Origin of the sequence: Streptomyces sp. NPDC088706 (genome assembly GCF_044752765.1) — a bacterium.
Classification (GTDB): Bacteria; Actinomycetota; Actinomycetes; order Streptomycetales; family Streptomycetaceae; genus Streptomyces.
The window spans coordinates 607,542-629,596 of record NZ_JBIVLW010000002.1 but is presented as its reverse complement, the minus strand read 5'-3'; the positions used below and the strand labels follow the sequence as shown (position 1 = coordinate 629,596).

At 70.4% G+C, this 22,055-nt stretch carries 21 protein-coding genes; 5 read left to right on the top strand and 16 right to left on the bottom strand.

Going from position 1 to position 22,055, the window contains the following annotated elements; all coding sequences use genetic code 11:
* Positions 1–52 precede the first annotated feature (52 nt).
* On the top strand, positions 53–724 hold the full coding sequence (nucS, locus tag ACIQAK_RS08480) for an endonuclease NucS (RefSeq protein WP_366387507.1): 672 nt from the start codon (positions 53–55) through the stop codon (positions 722–724).
* A 61-nt stretch (positions 725–785) separates the two neighbouring features.
* Here nucS and ACIQAK_RS08475 read toward each other — a convergent pair whose 3' ends face one another.
* The 3 genes from ACIQAK_RS08475 to ACIQAK_RS08465 form a co-directional block, all read right to left on the bottom strand.
* Positions 786–3,299, bottom strand: a complete 2,514-nt coding sequence (locus ACIQAK_RS08475) for an ATP-binding protein (RefSeq protein ID WP_366387506.1) — start codon at positions 3,297–3,299, stop codon at positions 786–788.
* Between the two features lie 299 nt (positions 3,300–3,598).
* The gene (locus tag ACIQAK_RS08470) at positions 3,599–3,922 is read right to left on the bottom strand and encodes an STAS domain-containing protein (protein WP_018492200.1); all 324 of its coding nucleotides are present in this window, start codon (positions 3,920–3,922) and stop codon (positions 3,599–3,601) included.
* A gap of 225 nt (positions 3,923–4,147) precedes the next feature.
* A complete protein-coding gene (locus ACIQAK_RS08465; protein ID WP_366387505.1) occupies positions 4,148–4,996 on the bottom strand; it encodes a 3-hydroxyacyl-CoA dehydrogenase family protein in 849 nt (282 codons plus the stop codon).
* Between the two features lie 207 nt (positions 4,997–5,203).
* Here ACIQAK_RS08465 and ACIQAK_RS08460 point away from each other — a divergent pair, with 207 nt between their 5' ends.
* Positions 5,204–5,776 carry a cob(I)yrinic acid a,c-diamide adenosyltransferase gene (locus ACIQAK_RS08460; protein ID WP_366387504.1) on the top strand — a complete coding sequence of 191 codons (573 nt, stop codon included), beginning with the start codon at positions 5,204–5,206 and terminating at the stop codon, positions 5,774–5,776.
* Between the two features lie 22 nt (positions 5,777–5,798).
* Here the strand turns inward: ACIQAK_RS08460 and ACIQAK_RS08455 are convergent, their stop codons facing one another.
* A complete protein-coding gene (locus ACIQAK_RS08455) occupies positions 5,799–6,365 on the bottom strand; it encodes a hypothetical protein (RefSeq protein ID WP_366387503.1) in 567 nt (188 codons plus the stop codon).
* Positions 6,366–6,516: 151 nt separating this feature from the next.
* Here ACIQAK_RS08455 and ACIQAK_RS08450 point away from each other — a divergent pair, with 151 nt between their 5' ends.
* The 3 genes from ACIQAK_RS08450 (at position 6,517) to ACIQAK_RS08440 (ending at position 10,414) form a co-directional block, all read left to right on the top strand.
* The gene (locus tag ACIQAK_RS08450; protein ID WP_366387502.1) at positions 6,517–7,716 is read left to right on the top strand and encodes a histidine kinase; all 1,200 of its coding nucleotides are present in this window, start codon (positions 6,517–6,519) and stop codon (positions 7,714–7,716) included.
* Complete coding sequence (locus tag ACIQAK_RS08445) at positions 7,713–8,363, top strand: response regulator transcription factor (protein ID WP_366387501.1); 651 nt, start codon at positions 7,713–7,715, stop codon at positions 8,361–8,363. Before ACIQAK_RS08450 ends, ACIQAK_RS08445 begins: the two co-directional genes overlap by 4 nt.
* A gap of 176 nt (positions 8,364–8,539) precedes the next feature.
* The gene (locus tag ACIQAK_RS08440) at positions 8,540–10,414 is read left to right on the top strand and encodes a glycosyl hydrolase family 18 protein (RefSeq protein WP_366387500.1); all 1,875 of its coding nucleotides are present in this window, start codon (positions 8,540–8,542) and stop codon (positions 10,412–10,414) included.
* A 97-nt stretch (positions 10,415–10,511) separates the two neighbouring features.
* Here the strand turns inward: ACIQAK_RS08440 and ACIQAK_RS08435 are convergent, their stop codons facing one another.
* The 12 genes from ACIQAK_RS08435 to glyA form a co-directional block, all read right to left on the bottom strand.
* Positions 10,512–10,958: a DUF2550 domain-containing protein gene (locus ACIQAK_RS08435; RefSeq protein WP_030569125.1), complete on the bottom strand. Its 447-nt coding sequence runs from the start codon at positions 10,956–10,958 to the stop codon at positions 10,512–10,514.
* Positions 10,959–11,100: 142 nt separating this feature from the next.
* Positions 11,101–11,475 carry a F0F1 ATP synthase subunit epsilon gene (locus ACIQAK_RS08430; protein ID WP_366387499.1) on the bottom strand — a complete coding sequence of 125 codons (375 nt, stop codon included), beginning with the start codon at positions 11,473–11,475 and terminating at the stop codon, positions 11,101–11,103.
* 108 nt (positions 11,476–11,583) lie between these two features.
* On the bottom strand, positions 11,584–13,035 hold the full coding sequence (gene atpD / locus ACIQAK_RS08425) for a F0F1 ATP synthase subunit beta (RefSeq protein ID WP_366387498.1): 1,452 nt from the start codon (positions 13,033–13,035) through the stop codon (positions 11,584–11,586).
* Positions 13,035–13,952 carry a F0F1 ATP synthase subunit gamma gene (locus ACIQAK_RS08420; RefSeq protein ID WP_366387497.1) on the bottom strand — a complete coding sequence of 306 codons (918 nt, stop codon included), beginning with the start codon at positions 13,950–13,952 and terminating at the stop codon, positions 13,035–13,037. Before ACIQAK_RS08420 ends, atpD begins: the two co-directional genes overlap by 1 nt.
* Positions 13,953–13,955: 3 nt before the next feature.
* Positions 13,956–15,527 (bottom strand): F0F1 ATP synthase subunit alpha, encoded by a 1,572-nt coding sequence (gene atpA / locus ACIQAK_RS08415; protein WP_366387496.1) that lies wholly within the window; start codon positions 15,525–15,527, stop codon positions 13,956–13,958.
* 135 nt (positions 15,528–15,662) lie between these two features.
* A complete protein-coding gene (locus ACIQAK_RS08410; RefSeq protein ID WP_366387495.1) occupies positions 15,663–16,478 on the bottom strand; it encodes a F0F1 ATP synthase subunit delta in 816 nt (271 codons plus the stop codon).
* Positions 16,475–17,011, bottom strand: a complete 537-nt coding sequence (locus ACIQAK_RS08405) for a F0F1 ATP synthase subunit B (RefSeq protein ID WP_366387494.1) — start codon at positions 17,009–17,011, stop codon at positions 16,475–16,477. The genes ACIQAK_RS08410 and ACIQAK_RS08405 overlap by 4 nt, the downstream gene beginning before the upstream one ends.
* 37 nt (positions 17,012–17,048) lie before the next feature.
* Positions 17,049–17,279 carry an ATP synthase F0 subunit C gene (atpE, locus tag ACIQAK_RS08400; protein ID WP_366387493.1) on the bottom strand — a complete coding sequence of 77 codons (231 nt, stop codon included), beginning with the start codon at positions 17,277–17,279 and terminating at the stop codon, positions 17,049–17,051.
* Between the two features lie 87 nt (positions 17,280–17,366).
* A complete protein-coding gene (gene atpB / locus ACIQAK_RS08395; RefSeq protein WP_366387816.1) occupies positions 17,367–18,194 on the bottom strand; it encodes a F0F1 ATP synthase subunit A in 828 nt (275 codons plus the stop codon).
* A gap of 246 nt (positions 18,195–18,440) precedes the next feature.
* Positions 18,441–18,872, bottom strand: a complete 432-nt coding sequence (locus ACIQAK_RS08390) for a hypothetical protein (protein WP_366387492.1) — start codon at positions 18,870–18,872, stop codon at positions 18,441–18,443.
* A gap of 282 nt (positions 18,873–19,154) precedes the next feature.
* Positions 19,155–20,546: an MraY family glycosyltransferase gene (locus tag ACIQAK_RS08385; protein ID WP_366387491.1), complete on the bottom strand. Its 1,392-nt coding sequence runs from the start codon at positions 20,544–20,546 to the stop codon at positions 19,155–19,157.
* Positions 20,547–20,678: 132 nt separating this feature from the next.
* On the bottom strand, positions 20,679–21,959 hold the full coding sequence (gene glyA / locus ACIQAK_RS08380) for a serine hydroxymethyltransferase (protein ID WP_366387490.1): 1,281 nt from the start codon (positions 21,957–21,959) through the stop codon (positions 20,679–20,681).
* Positions 21,960–22,055 lie beyond the last annotated feature (96 nt).

The window sequence follows — 22,055 nt, the reverse complement described above, 5'->3', positions numbered from 1 at the left end:
GACGGATGGGGAAATCGCGTCGGGCCCCCGTCGTCGAGTAGCGTTGCCGACCATGCGTCTCGTCATCGCCCGTTGCTCCGTCGACTACGCGGGCCGGCTCACAGCCCACCTGCCCTCCGCCCCCCGTCTGATCCTGGTGAAGGCGGACGGCAGCGTCTCGATCCACGCCGACGACCGGGCGTACAAACCGCTCAACTGGATGTCCCCGCCGTGCACCCTCAAGGAGGGCGCCGGCGATGAGGCGGGCGTCTGGACCGTGGTGAACAAGGCGGGCGAAAAACTGATCATCACGATGGAGGAGATCCTCCACGACTCCTCGTACGAGCTGGGCGTCGACCCGGGACTCATCAAGGACGGGGTGGAGGCGCACCTCCAGGAGCTGCTCGCCGACCGGATCGAGATCCTCGGCGAGGGCCACACCCTGATCCGCCGCGAGTACCCGACCGCCATCGGCCCGGTGGACATCCTCTGCCGGGACGCGGACGGCCGGACGGTGGCCGTGGAGCTGAAGCGGCGCGGCGACATCGACGGGGTGGAACAGCTCACCCGCTATCTGGAACTGCTCAACCGCGACCCGCACCTCGCCCCGGTCAGGGGCATCTTCGCCGCCCAGGAGATCAAGCCGCAGGCGCGCGTGCTGGCGACCGACCGCGGGATCGGCTGTGTGGTGCTCGACTACGACGCGATGCGCGGCATCGAGGACGACAAGCTGCGGCTGTTCTGACCGTCCGCCCCTGAGCGGCCGAAGCCGGGTGCCCCCAGTGGGGACGCCCGGCTTCTGTGTGTCAGGCGGCCGCCTCGGTGGGGTCGCCGCTCTGCGCGGGGGTCTCAGCGGTGGCGGTGGCCGACTCGGCGGGGCCGCTGGCGGAGGAGGAGGTGTCCGGGTCGCCCGGGGGCTCCTCGGTGGGCGTCTCGGTCGGCGGGGTCGTCGGCGTCTCGGTGGGCGGCGTCGTCGGTGGTGTGGTGGGCGGGGTCGTCGGCGGCTTCGTGGGTGGGGTCGGCTTCCCGCTCGGGGACGGCCCGCCGGAGGTCGGGTCGTCGGTGGGCGGCCCGCTCGACGGCTCGCCCGTACCCGGCGGGCTCCCGTTGGACGACGAGGGGTCCGGGGAGGGCGAGCCGGAGGTGGCGGGCGTGGCGGATCCCGAGGAGCCCGGCGTCACGGGGGCCCCGTTGCCGGGCGCCCCGCCGTCCGGCGCCGGGCCGTCGTCGGGTTCGTCGGCGGGGATCCCGTCGTCGGTGCTGTCCTCGGGGGACGACTGCTCGGTGGTGACGTTGCGGCTGCCCGGCTCCTCGCTGTCGCCCGCGGTGACGCCGAGGGTGACCACGGTGCCGAGCACGGCGATCAGCAGCGCGCCCGCACCCGCCGCGGCCAGGTTGCGCCGGGCGCCGCCCAGGATCGCGCCGCCGCGGCCCCGCTTCGGTGCGGGGGCAGGGTGCGGGGCGACCACGGTCGGGGCCTCCCCGACCGACTGCCGGGCGAGGAGCGGCGGGGCCGGGAACCCGGCCGGCGGCGTACCGGGGTGGACGTCCTGGCGTACGGCGGGCAGCTCGTCGCCCGCCTGGGACCGGGCCGGGGGTTCGAGGCCGCCGGAGCGGTCCGCGACCAGGGCGAGGGCTCGGCGGCCGGCCACCGCCCCGGACCGGTCGGCCAGCGCACCGCGCATGGAGATCGAGGTCTCCAGCTCCGTACGGGCCCGGTCGAGGCTGCCGGCGCACAGGGCGAGGACGCCCAACTCGTGGTGGAAGTACGCCTCTTCGGCGACCTCACCGGCGATCCTGGCGGCCTCCTGGCCGGCCCTGAGCGCCTTCTCCCAGGCGCCCCAGCTCAGCCCGGCGGCGAGGGCCGGAGCCGCGCTGCGCGCCAGCAGGACGGCCGCACTGGCCTGGCCCGCCTCGGCGTCGGGGATCAGCCGGCCCAGGGCAGCGACGATCGCGTCGGCCTCGGCGGCGGCCCGCTGCGGGGTGACCGAGGGGTGGGAGACCCACCAGGCGTAGTGCTGAGCGGCGGTACGGGCGTGGGTCGCGGCGCTCTCCGCGTAGCCGCCCGCCTCCAGCTGGGCGAGGACACCGGCGGCGAGTCGGTAGCGGGGGCCCGCCGGGGAGAGCAGCCCGCAGCCCGCGAGTTCACCGAGGGCGGCGTCCGCGTGGGTGTCGCCGACGAGGGCCGGCAGATGGGCCTGGTGCGGCACCTCACCGCCGAGGGCGACGGTGAAGCGCAGGGTCTCACGGGCCGCCTCGCTGAGCCGGGAGGCGAGCAGGACGGCGGGTGCCGCCCCCTCGCCGAGGCTCGGCAGCGGCACCTCCGCGGTCTCGGGGGTGGGCGCCTCGGGCACCGGGGGCGCGTCGCCGGGGCGTGGCTCGAAGTAGTCGTACTCGTCGAAGGGCGCGGGGTCGGTGTTGAGCCGGTCGCGCTGGCGCAGCAGCGACCCGGCCTGGACGAACCGGAGCGGCAGCCCCTCGGACTCGAACCAGAGGTCGCCCGCCCAGTTCCGCTCGTCCTCGGTGAGCGGGCGCTCGACGACCTTGGTCAGCAGCTCCAGCGAGGCGGCGCGGCCGAGGCCCGCGAGGAGGACCTCCTCCAGGTGGGGCTCGACACCGGAGGCGGTGAGGTCGGGGGCGGTACCGAGCAGGAAGGCGCACTCGGGGGTGGCTTCGAGGAGTTCGCCGAGGGCGGCCCCGCCGATCTCCAGGTCGTCGATGACGACGACGGCGCCGACGGTACGGACGAGGGCGAGCAACTCCTCGGGGTCCGGGCGGTGCAGCGGGGCGCGGTGGACCGCGTCGAAGAGGCCGTACAGCAGGTCGGCGGCGGTGCGCCGGTGGCCGCTGAGGCGTACGACGCCGTCGGGGGCCAGGTCCGCGCAGTCGGCGGCGACGGCGTCCAGCAGCGCGGTGCGGCCCGATCCGGCCTGGCCGGTGAGGCGGACGCTGCGGCCGCGCGCCAGCAGGCCCACCAGCCGCTCGCGCTCCTCCTGCCGCTCCAGCAGGGGCAGCTGCGGGGCGGGCGGACCCGGCGGTACGGGCGGGGCGCCGGCCCGCTCGTGGTCGGCGCGTTCGGCGGGGGTGCGGCGCACGGGTGCCTCGGGCTCCGCGCCGGGCGGGCAGGTCTCGACCTCGCTGCCGTCGACCGGGTTGACCGTCAGCAGGAGGTCGCCGACCGTGAGCTGGACGACGCGGACCTGCTGCGGTGCCGGCTGGCCGAAGTCGGCGGCGTTGGGCTCGCGGGACGGCCGTCGCCGGTCGTCGGAGCGGTCGTGGCCCTGCCCGTACTCTTCCGGCCCCTGGTGTGTCGGGTCCATCGGTAAGTCCCCCAGACGCGTCGCGCTCGGTATGCCCCTCCGGCCTCGCACGCCCCGCTGTCGCTTCCGGTCCGGTGTCTGCCTCGGGTGGGTGTCATGGGGCAGACGGCCGAACCCTAGACCTTCGCACAGTATCCACGCACGGGCGGGGTGCCATGCCGTCCGGGACGTCACATTCCGGTGAGGATTGCGCGTCTTCTGCCGCTGGGTGCGGTCCGTCCGTCCGCAGTCGGACGCGCGTCGGTGGGCCGGTCCCGTTCCGGCCCGGACGCGCGGCAGCAGGCCGGTTCCGTTCCGGCTCAGACGCGCGGCAGCGAGTCGGCGGCGATCCCGCCCTCGATCGCCAGGATGCGGTGCAGCCGGGTGGCCACCAGGAGGCGCTGCATCTGCGGCGGCACGCCGCGCAGCACCAGACGGCGCCCGGCCCGGCCGGCCCGGCGGTGGGCCCCCATGATGACGCCGAGTCCGGTGGCGTCCCAGGAATTCAGCTCGGTCAGGTCCAGCACCAGATCGCCGGCTCCGTCGTCGACGGCCGAGTGCAGGACCGTACGGGCGTCCGCCGCGCTTCGGACGTCGAGGCGGCCCCCGACGACCAGCTCGGCGTGGTCGCCCCTGATATGCATATGCGCTCCCCTGCTGTCGCTCCGTAGCGAGGTCGTCTGTCTGTTCTGTCTCTGCCACAACTGACTGCCGCAACGACAGGGAAGTTGCCGTCTGTAAGCGAACCGATACCGAATTCACCCGGTGGAGTGACGTCGGTTCGCAGGAGGCCGGACACGGCCGGGTGCACGCCCCGGCTCCCCGGGCCCCGACGGCGGCGGGCCGGCGGGGCAGGGGTGCGGCTGCCGTCAGTACGTGTAGAAGCCCTGCCCGCTCTTGCGCCCGATGTCACCTGCGTCGACCATCCGGCGCATCAGCTCGGGGGCGGCGAACTTCTCGTCCTGGGACTCGGTGTAGATGTTGCCGGTGGCGTGGAGCAGGATGTCGACGCCGGTCAGGTCGGCGGTGGCGAGCGGGCCCATGGCGTGGCCGAACCCCAGCTTGCAGGCGGTGTCGATGTCCTCGGCCGTGGCGACGCCCGACTCGTACAGCTTCGCGGCCTCGACGACGAGGGCGGAGATGAGCCGGGTGGTGACGAAGCCTGCCACATCGCGGTTGACGACGATGCAGGTCTTGCCGACGGACTCGGCGAACTCCCGCGCGGTGGCGAGGGTTTCGTCGCTGGTCTTGTAGCCGCGTACCAGTTCGCAGAGCTGCATCATCGGGACCGGCGAGAAGAAGTGCACGCCGACGACGCGCTCCGGACGCTCCGTCACGGCCGCGATCTTGGTGATCGGGATGGCGGAGGTGTTCGAGGCGAGCACGGTGTCCTCCCCGACGACCTTGTCCAGGGCGCGGAAGATCTCGTGCTTGACCTCCAGCTTCTCGAAGACCGCCTCCACCACGACGTCCACGTCCGCGACGGCGTCGAGGTCGGTGGTCGCGGTGATGCGGGCGAGCGCGGCCTCGGCGTCGGACGCCTCCAGCTTGCCCTTGGACACGAACCTGTCGTACGAGGCCTTGATGCCGTCGAGGCCGCGGGTCAGCGCCGCGTCGGTGACATCGCGCAGCACGACGTCCCAGCCCGCCTGGGCGGAGACCTGCGCGATCCCGGATCCCATGAGTCCGGCTCCGATGACGGCGAGCTTCCTGGCCACGTTCGCACCCCTTGTTCTCTGTCCGCCTCTGCGGCGTCCGTTCACGACGGTTCACATGCTCTCCGGCGGAGATTAGTACCCGTCGGGGGCGCTCGGGCCGTGAAGAGATGCGCGTCACGTCTCGAATGACGGACATCACACCGGGACGCGTCATGAGGCTCCGTGCCACGAGTAGTTGAGGCCCCGGAGCCTCACTAGGCTGGCCCCATGGTCAATCTGACGCGCATCTACACCCGGACCGGCGACCAGGGCACCACGGCCCTCGGCGACATGAGCCGCACCGCCAAGACCGATCTGCGGATCGCGGCGTACGCGGACGCCAACGAGGCCAACGCGGTGATCGGGACCGCCATCGCGCTGGGGCAGCTGTCCGAGGACGTGGTGAAGGTCCTCGTACGGGTGCAGAACGACCTCTTCGACGTCGGCGCCGATCTGTCCACACCGGTGGTCCAGGAGCCGAAGTACCCGCCGCTGCGGGTCGAGCAGTCCTACGTCGACAAGCTGGAGGCGGACTGCGACCGCTTCCTGGAGGAGTTGGAGAAGCTCCGCAGCTTCATCCTCCCCGGGGGCACACCGGGGGCCGCCCTGCTCCATCAGGCGTGCACGGTGGTCCGGCGGGCCGAGCGGTCCACCTGGGCGGCGCTGGAGGTGCACGGCGAGGTGATGAACGCGCTGACCGCCACCTACCTCAACCGCCTCTCCGACCTCCTGTTCATCCTGGCGCGGAGCGCGAACAAGGAGGTCGGGGACGTGCTGTGGGTGCCGGGGGGCGAGCGCTGACCCTCCCGGGCCGGCGCCTGTCCTACTTCCCGGCCGGCTCCCGCTCGACGGAACCGTCGGGCGCCCGCTTCGGGAAGAGCGTGTAGCCCGCGGCGATGATCAGGTTGATGCCGATCACCAGGACCATCTTCTGCTGCCAGCCCTGCAGCGAGCTGATCTCCCCGCTGGGGCCGACGTACCGGATCGCCGCCTGGAGCAGGCCCAGCGCGACCACCGCGGCGAGGATCCAGCGGGCGGCCGTGCGCCACTCGTGCACGGCGCGCGCCGTGCCGTACTTCGGCGGCCGCACCGGCGGCGGCCCGCCGAACCAGCGGTGGGCGACGCGGGCGTCCACCCAACGGATGGTGTGGCGGCCGAGGCCCACGGTGAAGCCGATGTAGACGGCGGCCAGACCGTGCTTCCAGTCGGGCTCGGCGCCGTTCTTCAGGTCGATCGCCGTCACCACCAGCAGCACGACCTCCAGCAGCGGCTCGCAGAGCAGCACGGCCGCGCCGAGCCTCGGTCTCCTGGCGACGTACCGCAGGGCGAGTCCTGCCGCCAGCAGCACCCAGAACGCGACCTCGCAGGCCACGACCAGCAGGGCAATCACAGTTTCTCTCCTCCCGTTCCCCTTCAGCGTCCCGTCCGCCGGGCGGGGATACGTCGTCGGCAGTGACGAAACGGCACTGCATCCTTCGATGTAGCCGCGCATCGGTCTGCGAAGGGAGGCCCGGCGGCGGCGGTGCGTGTTGGATGGAGAGGTGTTCACCTCGATCCGCCCCCACCGCGACGACGTGGCCCTCGCCGTCTCCGGGCTGCTCGGCGGGCTGCTCCTGTGGCTGCTCGGGCTGCACACCCAGGGCGGCCGCCCCTTCGCCGCACCCTGGATCACCCTGGTGCCGCTGACCGTGCTGGCCGCGATGGAGCTGCTGCGGCGCAGCGCCCCGCGGACGGCGCTGCTCGTCGGCACGGCCGCGCTGGTCGCGGACCAGTTCACCCGGGGCGACCTGGCCACGGTGCTGATGTTCACGGACGTCATGTACGCGGCCGTGCTGTACGGGACCCCGGCGGCGGCCCGCCGTATCCCGGTGGTCACGCTGCTGATCACGGTGGCGGCGACGATCGGTTTCCTGGCCTGGTTCCGCACCCCCGAGGCGCTGCTGATCGGGGTGGTCACGGGGCTGGTCTCCTTCGTCCCCGCCATCACCGGGGTGAGTGTGCGCAATCACCGCACCGCCGCCGAGGCCGCCCGGCTGGCCGCCGACCAGACCGCGCGGCTGGCCGAGATGGACCGGGTCCAGGCGGTGATCGCCGAGCGGGCCCGGATGGCCCGGGAGCTGCACGACATGGTGGCCAACCATCTCTCCGCCGTCGCCATCCACTCCACCGCGGCCCTGTCCATCGACGACCCGGAGACCTCACGGCGCGCGCTCGGGGTGATCCGGGAGAACAGCGTCGAGGGGCTCGCGGAGATGCGCCGGTTGATCGGGCTGCTGCGGGAAGGCGGCGAGGACGGCGCCCCGGCCGCCGCACCGACGCTCGCCTCGCTGGACGCCCTGATCGAGCAGGCGAACGGCAACGGCGCGTCCAGCGGGCTGGTCTGCACCCTGGAGGACACCCGGGAGGCGGGGTCAGGCGCGCTGCCGACGCCGGTCGAGCTGGCCGCGTACCGGATCGTGCAGGAGTCCCTGACCAACGCCCTCAAGCACGCGGCGCCAGGTCCGGTCGTGGTGCGGCTCAGCCGGGACGGGGAGGTGCTGAGGGTCGAGGTGAGAAGTATGTTCGGCAGCCGTCCCGGGCCCACGGCGCCGGGTTCGGGCGCCGGTCTGGTGGGGATGCGGGAGCGGGTGGCGCTGCTCGGCGGGACGTTCGGCGCGGAGGCCGAACCGGGGGTCGACGGCACGAAGATCTGGCGGGTGCGGGCCGAACTGCCCGTGACGGAGAGGACGATGCGGGAATGACCATCCGGGTACTGGTCGCGGAGGACCAGGCGGCCGTGCGGGCGGGGCTGGTGTTGATCCTCTCCAGCGCGCCGGACATCGAGGTCGTCGGGGAGGCGGGGGACGGCGAGGCGGCGGTGCGGCTGGCGCGTGAACTCCGGCCGGATCTGGTCCTGATGGATGTGCAGATGCCGCGCCTGGACGGGGTGTCGGCGACGCGTCAGGTGGTGGCCGAGGAGCTGGCGGACGTCCTGGTCCTGACCACGTTCGACCTGGACGAGTACGTGTTCGGGGCGCTGCGCGCGGGCGCCTCCGGCTTCCTGCTGAAGAACACCGACGCCCACGACCTGCTGGAGGCGGTACGGACGGTGGGGCGCGGCGAGGGGCTGATCGCGCCCGCGGTGACCCGCCGGCTGATCGCGGAGTTCGCCGGGACACGGGCCGTTCGTACGGCCGCCGCGGCCGATCCGGCGGTGCTGGACTCCCTGACCCGGCGCGAGCGGGAGGTGCTGGGGTGTCTCGGCGAGGGGCTGTCGAACGCGGAGATCGCGCTGCGGCTCTCGATGGCGGAGGCGACGGTGAAGACGCACGTCAGCAGATTGCTGGCCAAGCTGGGGCTGCGGAGCCGGGTCCAGGCGGCCGTCCTCGCACAGGAGTTGGGGGTCTGACCCCGGTCGGCTCCCGGCCTTCGGTCTTTGGTCCAGACCTCTTGACGATTGGTCCAGACCTTCCTACTGTCACCACACACACTGCGGTGAGTACGGAAGCACCCGTACTCAGGGCGGCGCAGGGTTTGCAGTCCACGAATTACCCCCGTTTGCTGGACCTCACCCGAGGAGCACCGTTGAGCACTGAATCCCCCCTACGCCGTTCCAGATTCAGATGGATCCCCACCCGGAGCGGCCGGTCCAAGGTCGTCGCCGGCCTCACCGCACTCGTCGTCCCGCTGGCCGCGATGGTGGGTCTGGCCTCTCCCGCCTCGGCAGCCGCGTCGGCCACCGCCACGTACACCAAGAAGTCGGACTGGGGCAACGGCTTCGAGGGCCAGTGGACGGTGAAGAACACCGGCACCACCGCCCTCTCCTCCTGGACCATCGAGTGGGACTTCCCCTCCGGCACCTCGGTCGGCTCCGCCTGGGACGCCACCGTCACGAGTGCCGGGACCCACTGGACCGCCAAGAACCTCAGCTGGAACGGGTCCATAGCCCCCGGCGCCAGCGTCAGTTTCGGCTTCAACGGGTCCGGCTCCGGCTCCCCCTCGGGCTGCAAGCTGAACGGCGCCTCCTGTGACGGCTCCACCGTCCCCGGCGACAATCCGCCCTCGGCCCCCGGCACCCCCACCACCAGCGACGTCACCAACACCTCGGTGAAGCTCAGCTGGAGCGCGGCCACCGACGACAAGGGCGTCAAGAACTACGACGTCCTGCGCAACGGCGCCAAGGTAGCCACGGTCACCGGCACCACGTACACCAACACCGGACTGACCGCCGGCACCGACTACACCTACGCGGTCCAGGCCCGGGACACGATCGACCAGACCGGCCCCGTCTCGGCCTCCGTCTCGGTCCGCACCACCGGTGGTGGCGGCGGCGAGCAGCCCGGCGGCGACAAGATCAACCTGGGCTACTTCACCAACTGGGGCGTCTACGGGCGCAACTACCACGTCAAGAACCTGGTGACGTCCGGCTCCGCGGCGAAGATCACGCACATCAACTACGCCTTCGGCAACGTGCAGAACGGCAAGTGCACCATCGGTGACTCCTACGCCGACTACGACAAGGCGTACACCGCCGACCAGTCCGTCGACGGCGTCGCCGACACCTGGGACCAGCCCCTGCGCGGCAACTTCAACCAGCTGCGCAAGCTGAAGGCCAAGTACCCGCACATCAAGGTCCTCTGGTCCTTCGGCGGCTGGACCTGGTCCGGTGGCTTCCCCCAGGCCGTGCAGAACCCCGCCGCCTTCGCGCAGTCCTGCTACGACCTGGTCGAGGACCCCCGCTGGGCCGATGTCTTCGACGGCATCGACCTCGACTGGGAGTACCCCAACGCCTGTGGTCTGACCTGTGACACCAGCGGCCCGGCCGCGCTGAAGAACATGGCCGACGCCATGCGGGCGAAGTTCGGCCCGAACAACCTGGTCACCGCCGCCATCACCGCGGACGGCTCCAGCGGCGGCAAGATCGACGCGGCCGACTACGGCGGCGCCTCCCAGTCCTTCGACTGGTACAACGTGATGACGTACGACTTCTTCGGCTCCTGGGCGACCAAGGGCCCGACGGCCCCGCACTCGCCGCTGACCCCGTACACCGGCATCCCGCAGCAGGGCTTCACCTCCTCCGAGGCCATCGCCAAGCTGAAGGCCAAGGGCGTCCCGGCCAAGAAGCTGCTGCTCGGCATCGGCTTCTACGGCCGCGGCTGGACCGGCGTCACCCAGTCCGCCCCCGGCGGCACGGCGACCGGCGCGGCCCCGGGCACGTACGAGGCGGGCAACGAGGACTACAAGGTCCTGAAGAACACCTGCCCGGCCACCGGCACCATCGCCGGCACGGCCTACGCCCACTGCGGCACCAACTGGTGGAGCTACGACACCCCGGCCACCATCGGCACCAAGATGACCTGGGCGAAGAGCCAGGGCCTCGGTGGCGCGTTCTTCTGGGAGTTCTCCGGTGACACCAGCAACGGTGAACTGGTGAGCGCGATCAACAGCGGTCTGAAGTGACCCCCACGCCATAACGGCACGCACCACCCCGAAAAGCGCCGGGGAGACGGGTCCGCCCCCCGTCTCCCCGGCTTTTCGCTGTGTACGAGCCTTCGCCCTACGCCACGTTGACCCGCTGGCCGGGCGGCGCCGCCTCCAGCCAGGCGAGGAAGCCGGTCAGGGCGTCCTCGCTCATCGCCAGCTCCAGGCGGGTCCCCCGGTGGAGACAGCCGAGCACGACGGAGTCGGACAGCAGCGCGAGCTCCTCCTCGCCCTCCGGCAGCCGGCGGGCGATCACCTCGATCGCAGAACGCTCCAGGCCCCGGCGGGGGCGAGGAGCGTAGGAGAAGACACGGAACCAGTCGACGCGGTCCCCGCTGTAGCGGGCGACCCCGTAGACCCAGCCTTTGCCGGAGGGGTCCGGCTCCTCGGAGACGTCCCAGCGGAGGCTGCAGTCGAAGGTGCCTCCGGACCGCTGGATCAGCCGCCGGCGCAAGCCGAAGACGAACAGCCCCACCAGGACCAGCACGATGACCGATACGCCCACCCACAATGCGAGGACCATCTCCACCGACCTCCTCGCATCGTCGAGTAACGGGTAACGAACCGAATCGAACTGAATTGCACCTGCATCGCCTCAGCCGCGACACGGCTGGATGGATCCAGCTCGGGCCGCGGCTGAGTAAGAACATCTGTCCGTGGGGGTGCTAGTGCACCGCCACCGCGCGCAGACGGATCTCGGCGCGCCGCTCAGCAGCGGCGTCCGCGTCGGCCTTCGCGCGCTCCAGCGCACGCTCGGCGCGCTGGACATCGATCTCGTCCGCCAGCTCGACGATCTCGGCCAGCAGCGACAGTTTGTTGTCCGCGAACGAGATGAAACCACCGTGCACAGCGGCGATGACGGTACCGCCCTCGCTCGTGCGGATCGTCACCGGGCCCGATTCCAGCACACCGAGAAGCGGCTGGTGACCGGGCATGACGCCGATGTCGCCGGACGTGGTACGCGCGACGACCAGGGTGGCCTCGCCGGACCATACGCTGCGGTCCGCGGCGACCAGCTCGACATGCAGCTCAGCAGCCAAGGGGGCTCCTCGGGTCACCACCCGGCCGCCCGGCCGGGTGTTGGGTCAATTCTACGGGGCGTGGTGAGGGGGGTGGGACACACCCACCCCCCTCCGTGAGCCGGAGGCTCAGGAGACGCCGAGCTCCTTGGCCTTCGCCTTGAGGTCGTCCAGGCCACCGCACATGAAGAACGCCTGCTCGGGGAAGTGGTCGTAATCCCCGTCACAGATCGCGTTGAACGCGGCGATCGACTCGTCGAGCGGCACGTCCGAACCGTCCAGGCCGGTGAACTGCTTGGCGGCGTGGGTGTTCTGCGACAGGAAGCGCTCGACGCGACGGGCACGGTGGACGACGAGCTTGTCCTCCTCGCCCAGCTCGTCGATACCGAGGATGGCGATGATGTCCTGGAGGTCCTTGTACTTCTGCAGGATTCCCTTGACGCGGCTGGCCGCGGCGTAGTGGTCCTGGGAGATGTAACGCGGGTCCAGGATGCGGGACGTGGAGTCCAGCGGGTCCACGGCCGGGTAGATGCCCTTCTCGGAGATCGGACGGGAGAGAACCGTCGTCGCGTCGAGGTGGGCGAACGTGGTGGCCGGGGCCGGGTCGGTCAGGTCGTCCGCGGGGACGTAGATCGCCTGCATCGAGGTGATCGAGTGACCACGCGTCGAGGTGATGCGCTCCTGGAGCACACCCATCTCGTCGGCCAGGGTCGGCTGGTAACCCACCGCGGACGGCATGCGGCCGAGCAGCGTGGAGACCTCGGAACCGGCCTGCGTGAAACGGAAGATGTTGTCGATGAAGAGCAGCACGTCCTGCTTCTGCACATCGCGGAAGTACTCCGCCATGGTCAGGGCGGACAGCGCGACCCGCAGACGGGTGCCCGGCGGCTCGTCCATCTGGCCGAAGACCAGCGCGGTCTTCTCCAGGACGCCCGACTCGGTCATCTCGTCGATGAGGTCGTTGCCCTCACGGGTGCGCTCGCCGACACCGGCGAACACCGACACACCGTCGTGCAGCTTCGCCACACGCATGATCATTTCCTGGATGAGGACCGTCTTGCCGACGCCCGCACCACCGAACAGACCGATCTTGCCGCCCTTGACGTACGGGGTCAGCAGGTCGACGACCTTGAGGCCGGTCTCGAACATCTCGGTCTTGGACTCGAGCTGGTCGAAGGCCGGGGCCTTGCGGTGGATCGGCCAGCGCTCGGTGATCTGCGCCTCGGCCTCCGGCTCGTTCAGGATCTGGCCGAGGGTGTTGAACACCTTGCCCTTGGTGATGTCACCGACCGGGACGGTGATGCCCGCGCCCGTGTCGGTCACCGGGGCCTGGCGGACCAGACCGTCGGTGGGCTGCATCGAGATCGCCCGGACCACGCCGTCACCCAGGTGCTGGGCGACTTCGAGGGTCAGCGTCTTGCGGGCGCCGGCCTCGGCCGGGTCCGCCACGTCGACGTGCAGGGCGTTGTAGATCTCCGGCATCGCGTCGACGGGGAACTCCACGTCGACGACCGGGCCGATGACCCGGGCGACGCGGCCCGTGGCAGCGGCCGTCACGGCGCTGTCAATAGTCGTCGTCATTACTTGTCACTCCCCGCGGTCGCGTCGGCCAGAGCACTGGCACCGCCGACGATCTCGCTGATTTCCTGGGTGATTTCGGCCTGGCGGGCCGCGTTGGCAAGCCGGGAGAGGCTCTTGATGAGGTCCCCGGCGTTGTCGGTGGCCGACTTCATCGCGCGGCGGCGGGCGGCGTGCTCGGAAGCGGCAGCCTGCAGCAGGGCGTTGTAGATACGGCTCTCGACGTAGCGCGGCAGAAGGGCGTCGAGGACGTCCTCAGCCGACGGCTCGAACTCGAACAGCGGAAGGATCTCGCCCTTGCGGGTGCTCTCCTCCGCCACCTCGTCGAGCGAAAGCGGCAGCATCCGGTCGTCGACCGCGTTCTGCGTCATCATCGACACGAATTCCGTGAAGACGATGTGCAGCTCGTCGACGCCACCCTCGGCCGTCTCCTTCTGGATGGCCTCGATCAACGGGGCGGCGACGCGCTTGGCATCGGAGTACGCCGGGTTGTCGGTGAAGCCCGTCCAGAATTCCTCGACCTTGCGCTCGCGGAAGCCGTAGTACGCGACACCCTTGCGGCCGACGATGTACGTGTCGACCTCCTTGCCCTCGCCGGCAAGGCGCTCCCGCAGCCGCTCCGCGGCCTTGATGGCGTTGGAGGAGTAGCCGCCGGCCAGACCGCGGTCGCTCGTGACGAGCAGGACCGCGGCGCGGGCCGGCGCCTCGACCTCGGTGGTGAGCGGGTGCTTGGCGTTGGAGCCGGTCGCCACCGCGGTCACCGCACGGGTGAGCTCGGTCGCGTACGGCATCGACGCCGCCACCTTGCGCTGCGCCTTGACGATGCGCGAGGCGGCGATCATCTCCATCGCCTTGGTGATCTTCTTGGTCGCGGTGACGGCTTGGATGCGGCGCTTGTAAACGCGAAGCTGAGCGCCCATCGATCAGCCCTCGCCCAGGAGCTTGCCGTCCGAGGTCTCGAACTGCTGCTTGAAGGCGGCGATCGCGTCGGCGATCGACTGCAGCGTGTCGTCGGACATCTTGCCGCCCTCGGCGATGCTGGTCAGGAGGTCCTTGCGCTCACGGCGCAGGTACTCCAGCAGCTCGGCCTCGAAGCGGCGGATGTCCTCGACCGGGACGTCGTCCATCTTGCCCGTGGTGCCGGCCCAGACGGAGACGACCTGCTCCTCCATCGGGAACGGGGCGTACTGCGGCTGCTTCAGCAGCTCGACCATGCGCTTACCGCGCTCCAGCGAGGCCTTCGAGGCCGCGTCCAGGTCGGAACCGAAGGCGGCGAACGCCTCCAGCTCGCGGTACTGGGCGAGGTCCACGCGGAGCCGGCCGGAGACCTGCTTCATGGCCTTGTGCTGGGCGGAGCCACCGACTCGGGAGACCGAGATACCGACGTTGAGCGCCGGACGCTGACCCGCGTTGAACAGGTCGGACTCCAGGAAGCACTGGCCGTCGGTGATGGAGATGACGTTGGTCGGGATGAACGCCGACACGTCGTTCGCCTTGGTCTCCACGATCGGGAGGCCCGTCATCGAACCGGCACCCATCTCGTCGGAGAGCTTGGCGCAGCGCTCCAGCAGACGCGAGTGCAGGTAGAAGACGTCACCCGGGTAGGCCTCACGGCCCGGCGGGCGGCGCAGCAGCAGGGACACGGCGCGGTAGGCGTCGGCCTGCTTCGAGAGGTCGTCGAAGATGATCAGGACGTGCTTGCCCTGGTACATCCAGTGCTGGCCGATGGCCGAACCGGTGTACGGCGCCAGGTACTTGAAGCCGGCCGGGTCGGACGCCGGGGCGGCGACGATGGTCGTGTACTCCAGCGCACCGGCCTCTTCGAGCGCACCACGCACGGAGGCGATGGTGGAGCCCTTCTGACCGATGGCGACGTAGATGCAGCGCACCTGCTTGTTCACGTCGCCCGAGCGCCAGTTGTCGCGCTGGTTGATGATCGTGTCGACGGCCAGCGCGGTCTTACCCGTCTGACGGTCGCCGATGATCAGCTGACGCTGGCCGCGGCCGATCGGCACCATGGCGTCGACGGCCTTGTAGCCGGTCTGCATCGGCTCGTGCACCGACTTGCGGACCATGACGCCAGGGGCCTGCAGCTCGAGGGCGCGGCGGCTGTCGGTCTCGATCTCGCCGAGGCCGTCGATCGGGTTGCCGAGCGGGTCGACGACGCGGCCGAGGTAACCCTCGCCGACGCCGACGGAGAGCACCTCACCGGTGCGCTGCACCGGCTGGCCCTCCTCGATTCCGCTGAACTCGCCGAGGACGATCGCACCGATCTCGCGCTCCTCGAGGTTGAGGGCGAGACCGAGGGTGCCGTCCTCGAACTTCAGCAGCTCGTTCGCCATGGCGGAGGGCAGGCCCTCCACCTTCGCGATGCCGTCGCCGGCAACGCTGACCGTACCGACCTCCTCGCGCGAGGCCGCGTCCGGCTTGTACGACTGGACAAAGTTCTCCAGCGCGTCCCGGATCTCCTCCGGCCGGATCGTGAGCTCCGCCATCTGGGTTCCCTGCTCTCCTTGTTGGGCCCGAAGTTTCTTAAGGGGGTCTGGGGGCCGACCCCCAGGAATCTTCTGCAATTTCTGCACGGCCCAACCGGGCCGCTGGTCTTGCTTGTTCTTCTGCGCTGCGCTGTCTCAGCCGGCCATGCGACGGGTCGCCTCGTCGAGGCGGTCCGCGACCGTGCCGTTGATGATCTCGTCACCGACGCGCACCGAGATCCCGCCGAGGACCGCGGGGTCCACGTCCAGGTTCAGGTGCATCTCGCGGCCGTACAGCTTGGCCAGGGCGGCGCCGAGGCGCTGCTTGTGCCGGTCGCTGAGCGGCACCGCCGAGGTGACGACGGCGACCGCGCGGTCACGGCGCTCCGCGGCGAGCTTGGACAGGGATTCGATCCCTGCCTCCAGGCTACGTCCCCGCGGCTGCGTCACCAGGCGGACGATGATCCGCTCGGTGACCGGCCGCGCCTTGCCGCCGAGCAGGCTGCGCAGCAGCTCACCCTTGGCGGAGGCGGTGGCCGTACGGCTGGTGAGCGCGGAACGCAGCTCCGTGTCGGAGCCGACGATCCGGCCGAACCGGAACAGCTCGTCCTCGACGTCGTCGAGAGCGCCGCCGCGCTGGGCCGCGGTGAGGTCTGCGGTGTTCGCCAGCTCCTCGACCGAGTCCACCAGGTCACGCGACTGCGACCAGCGGGAGCGGACCAGCCCGGAGACCAGGTCGACGGCCTCGCCGCTGACCTGACCGCTGAGCAGGCGCGCGGCCAGCTCGGCCTTGCTCTCGCCGCTCTGGGCCGGGTCGGTGAGGACCCGGCGCAGGGACACTTCGCGGTCGAGCAGCGCGGTGACCGATGCCAGATCGTCGGCGAGGGCCGCCGCGTCGACCGACGTGTTGTCGGTCAGCGCGTCGAGCCGCTCGCGTGCGGCGGCCAGTGCCTCGCGGCTCGCGCCGTTCATCGGGCCGCCTCGGCCTTCGCCTCGAGCTCGTCGAGGAAACGGTCGACGGTGCCGCTCTGCCGGGCGTGGTCCTGGAGGGACTCACCGACGAGCTTGCCGGCCAGGTCGGTGGCGAGCTTGCCCACGTCCTGGCGCAGCGCGGAGGCCGCGGCCTTGCGGTCGGCCTCGATCTGGGCGTGACCGGCGGCGATGATCTCTTCGCGCTGCCGCTGACCTTCCGCCTTCATCTCCTGGATGATGACGGCACCCTGCTCCTGCGCCTCCTGGCGGAGACGAGCAGCCTCGTGGCGGGCCTCGGCGAGCTGAGCCTTGTACTGCTCAAGAACGCTCTGCGCCTCGGTCTGAGCCGCTTCGGCCTTCTCGATGCCACCTTCGATCGCCTCGCGACGCTCGTCCAGAACCTTGTTGATGTTCGGGAGGAGCTTCTTGGAGAAGACGAAGAAGACGATGGCGAAGCAGATCAGGCCGATGACGATCTCGGGCCACACCGGGAGCAGAGGGTTCTGCGGTTCCTCAGCTGCCAGGTACATCATGGTGGACCTTTCCGTCGAATCGAGCTACTGCCGTACGTCAGAGGATGAACGGAACGACGAAGCCGATGAGGGCCAGGGCCTCGACGACGGCGAAGCCGAGCAGCATGTTCTGGCGGATGAGGCCGGCGGCCTCGGGCTGGCGGGCGATGGCCTGCACACCGTTACCGAAGATGATGCCGACGCCGACACCGGGGCCGATCGCTGCGAGGCCGTAACCGATGGTGCCGATGTTGCCTTCGACAGCCGCAAGGGTCTCAAGAGCAGACATGTCCTTGGTTCCTTCTCTTAATGGGCCGGTGGGGGTCTGTCCACCGGACGTCTATGGGGCGGGGGACCGAGCGGTGGCTTCGGTCTCTCAGTGAGCTTCTTCGAGCGCCTGGGAAAGGTACGTGGCGGTCAGCACGGTGAACACGTACGCCTGGAGCGCCTGGATGAACAGCTCGAAGACCGTCAGCACCAGCGTCAGGATGAACGACGCGGAGGCGTAGACCGTACCGAGCACCGTACCGAGCATGTACCAGGTGGCGATCGTGAAGATCAGGATCAGGATGTGGCCGGCGAACATGTTCGCGAAGAGCCGGACCGCCAGCGTGAACGGTCGCACGAAGATGTTCGAGACGAACTCGATCGGCGTCAGGATGATGTAGATCGGCTTCGGCAGGCCGCTGGGTACGCAGAGGTTGCGGATGCCGCCGACGAAGCCGTTCGTCTTGAACGTCACGGTCATGTACGTGGCCCAGACGAGCAGCGCGAGACCGGCCGGGTAAGCGATGATCGAGCTCACCGGGACCTGGGCGAGCGGGATGATCGCCCAGAGATTCAGCATCCAGACGAAGAAGAAGAGGGAGACCAGGAAGGGGACGAACGGCTCACCCTTCTTGCCCATCACCTCCTTGGCGATGCCGCGGTGCACGAAGTCGTAGAGCGCCTCCGCGACCATCTGCAGCTTGCCCGGCACGACCTTCGGCTTCGAGAAGCCTGCCCAGAAGAAACCGAGGATGACGATGCTGCCGACGAACGCCAGCAGCATCGGCTTGTTGATCTCGACCGGGCCGACGGTGGCAATGGGGTCGAAGATGAACGACCACACGCTGGGAGCCGGGAACCCGCACCCTTTGAAAAGGTGGCAATCGGTCTCGAAGGCGAGCAACTGGTCAGCACTCACCGCGAGCTCCTTCGATATGACGCATAGGTACGGCTACCTCGATGTGTCTGCGTGGCACACGCCACGTAGCGGCACTGGACTGGGGTTCTCGGGAGGATGGGGCCACCGCGGTGGCGGTACGGCCCAGGGGAGGACGGGTGGTTCGCAACGCTGTCCCGTACAACGCGCGCCCCGTGACTCGCTCCGCTCTCGATTGCGGACGATAGCAGCCCGTCCCGGGCGCCCTTATACCGCCCCTACCCGGGGGGCTGATGAGTGCACCCGTCACGGGCGCCGACCGGGCGCGACCGGAGCTTCGTCCGACGCGGGCTCGACATACAGGGTCTTGGACTTCAGTTGAGCTCGGGCTTGCGCGCCGAGCCAGACCAGCACGCACACCAACGCCGTCAACCCGAAGGCCCGGCCGTCCATGAAGGTGGCGTCCCGGAAGAGCTTCAGCAACAGGAGCAGCACCAGGATCTGGGTCGTGTACACCAGCATCGCCGCCCCGAGGAAGACCTCGGGCCAGCGCCGGCCGATCTGGGCCAGGGCGTAGAGCCCGGACCCGAAGAACGCGATCACGACCACCGCGCCGAGGACACCCCCGATCGCCCCCTGCCCCCCGGCGAACACAGCACTGATCACCGTGGCGATCGCACCGACGGCGGCGGTGGGCAATACGGTCCGAAGGAGGTTCCGGTCGTCGTTGGACGGCATGGCGGCAACTCCGCTAACAAAAAGGGGGGGACGGGCGGTGGTGTCGTCCGGACGGACGCACGAACAAGCAGGACCGATTCTGGCCGAGTCTTGCACCGGACGAACCGTTTGCTGCAATCAGGTTCATCGGCTGCCCAGTAGGTCTCGTGAACGGTATCACAAACTATTTGATGAGGTCTTTACCCGGAAAGTGTGCCAACTGTCACACATGAGAGTTACTCCGCGCGTGTGTGCACGACAAGGCAGCGCAATGTCTGGTAATGCACCGCAGCATCCGAATCGTCAGCGCGAGGAGTCGATGGAGCGACGTTCGGGAAGACGCGAACGAGCGCCGATCGCGGTCGCGCCGTTGACGCCGGAGACCCCGACGGCCACCGGAGCCCGTTCGGGGCTCTCCTCGCCCATCTGAGCCTCTGCCGCGCCCTGTTGGGCCCCGGAGGGCACGGGTGCCGGCTTCTCCTCGTACGACGGGGAGGATGCCCGCTCCCCCGCCCGGCGCCGGTAGCGCGGCGGCACGAAGCGGTTGGCCCAGTGCGGGGTGCGGGGGGTGAAGCGCGGCATCAGCAGCAGGATCAGGCCCACCGCGCTCGCCACGATGATCACGAAGACGATCCACATCGAGGCCGAGTGCACCGAGTAACCGACGGCGCCGAAGGCGATGAGGGCCGACCAGAAGTACATGATCAGCACGGCCCGGCTGTGCGAGTGGCCGATCTCCAGCAGGCGGTGGTGCAGGTGGCCGCGGTCGGCGGCGAACGGCGACTGGCCGTTCCAGGTGCGCCGGACGATGGCCAGGATCAGGTCGGCGGCCGGAATGGCGATGATCGTCAGCGGCAGCACCAGCGGGATGAAGACCGGGAGCATCGCGTGGGTGGCCCCGCGCTCGCTGCCCTCGAAGAAGATCCGCATGTTGTCCGGGTCGACCTGGCCGGTGACCGAGATCGCGCCCGCCGCCAGCACCAGGCCGATCAGCATCGAGCCCGAGTCGCCCATGAAGATCCTCGCCGGGTGCATGTTGTGCGGCAGGAAGCCCAGGCACATGCCCATCAGGATCGCCGCGAAGAGCGTCGCGGGGGCCGCCGCCTCGATCCCGTACCCGAACCAGAGGCGGTAGGCGTACAGGAAGAACGCGGCCGAGGCGATGCACACCATGCCCGCCGCGAGCCCGTCCAGGCCGTCGACGAAGTTGACCGCGTTGATCGTGATGACGACCAGCGCCACCGTGAGCAGCGTGCCCTGCCACTGGGTGAGGGCGACCGTGCCCACACCGGGGATCGGCAGCCACAGGATCGTGAGGCCCTGGATGACCATGACGGCGGCGGCGATCATCTGGCCGCCGAGCTTGATCAGGGCGTCGATCTCGAACTTGTCGTCGAGCACGCCGATCAGCCAGATCAGGGCCGCGCCGGAGAGCAACGCCCGTGGCTCGTTGGAGAGTTCGAAGACACCCTTCAGATTGAAGAGGTGATCGGCGACGATCAGTCCCGCACACAGTCCGCCGAACATGGCGATCCCACCGAGCCGGGGTGTCGGCTCCCGGTGGACGTCGCGCGCACGGATCGCGGGCATCGCCCCGACCGCGATGGCGAACTTACGCACCGGTCCGGTCAGCAGGTAGGTCACCGCTGCCGTGACACAGAGCGTCAGCAGGTAATCACGCACGGGCTGCCCCACAGAACTCGCCGGCCATCCAAACCCCACACCCTAGTCTCTGAAACAAGGACTCCACGGTACGGGTGATGGTTGCACAGGGTTCGTCTGCCCCGGGTGCGGCGGAGTCCACAACTCCGGATCCGGCGCGGCCCGCTACTGCGGGTAGGGGGGATTGCGCGCCGCCAGCTCCCGGACCTCCGCCGCGATCGGGCTCACGTCGCCCGGCTCGCGCACCGCCGCCCCGAACAGGGCGGCGATCCTCGCCATGTCCCTCTCGTCCATCCCCTGGGTGGTGACGGCCGCGCTCCCCAGCCGGATGCCCCGGGCCTCCCCGTAGGGCAGCGCGCAGGTGTCCAGGACCATCCCGGCAGCGGCCAGCCGTTCGCGGGCGGTGCGGCCGTCGACGCCGAGCGGGGCGGGGTCCACGACGACGATGTGGGTGTCGGTGCCGCCGGTGGTCACCTCGAACCCCTCGGCCTCCAGACCGGCGGCGAGCGCCCGGGCGTGGGCGACGACCCGGTGGGCGTAGAGCGTGTACGCCGGTGTCGCCGCCTCCCCGAACGCGACCGCCTTCGCCGCCACCGTGTGCATCTGCGCGCCGCCCTGCGTGAACGGGAACACCGCCCGGTCGATCCGCTCGGCCAGTCCCGCGCCGCACAGGATCATGCCCCCGCGCGGCCCCCGCAGCACCTTGTGGGTGGTGGCGCAGACCACGTCGGCGTACGGGACCGGGCTCGGCGCCGCTCCCCCGGCGATCAGCCCCATCGGGTGGGCGGCGTCGACGATCAGGTACGCGCCGACCTCGTCGGCGATCTCGCGGAACGCCTCGTAGTCGGGGTGGCGGGGGTAGGAGATCGAGCCGCAGACGATCGCCTTGGGGCGGCGGGCTCGGGCCAGGGCGCGCAGCCGGGTGTGGTCGATGAGCCCGCTCGCGGGGTCCACCCCGTACCCGACGAAGTCGAACCAGCGGCCGGAGAAGTTGCCGGGCGCCCCGTGGGTGAGGTGTCCCCCGTACGGGAGTCCCATCGCCAGCACCGTGTCGCCCGGGCGCAGCAGCGCGGCGTAGGCGGCGAGGACGGCGGAGGAGCCGGAGTGCGGCTGGACGTTGGCGTGTTCGGCGCCGAAGAGGGCGGTGGCCCGGCGCACGGCGACGCGTTCGGCGGCGTCCGCGTGTTCGCAGCCGCCGTGGTGGCGGGCGCCCGGGTACCCCTCGGCGTACTTGTTGGCGAGCGGGGAGCCGAGGGCGGCGAGGACGGCGGGCGAGGTGAAGTTCTCGGCGGCGATCAGCTGGAGGGTGGTGGCCTGGCGGCCTCTCTCCGCGAGCAGGACCCCGGCGATCTCCGGGTCCTGGCGGAGCAGCGCGCCGAAGTCCTGGGGCAGGGTGTCGGGCGCGGGCGACGCGGGTGCGGGGGCAGCGGGAGAGGTGACCGGCATGGGAGGGCTCCGGGCCTGGAGGTGGGTGCGCCGGCGAGGGGTACCGGTGTCAGCTCCAATGTAGGCCGGGGCGGGGCGGTGTGCCCGCTGTCGCGG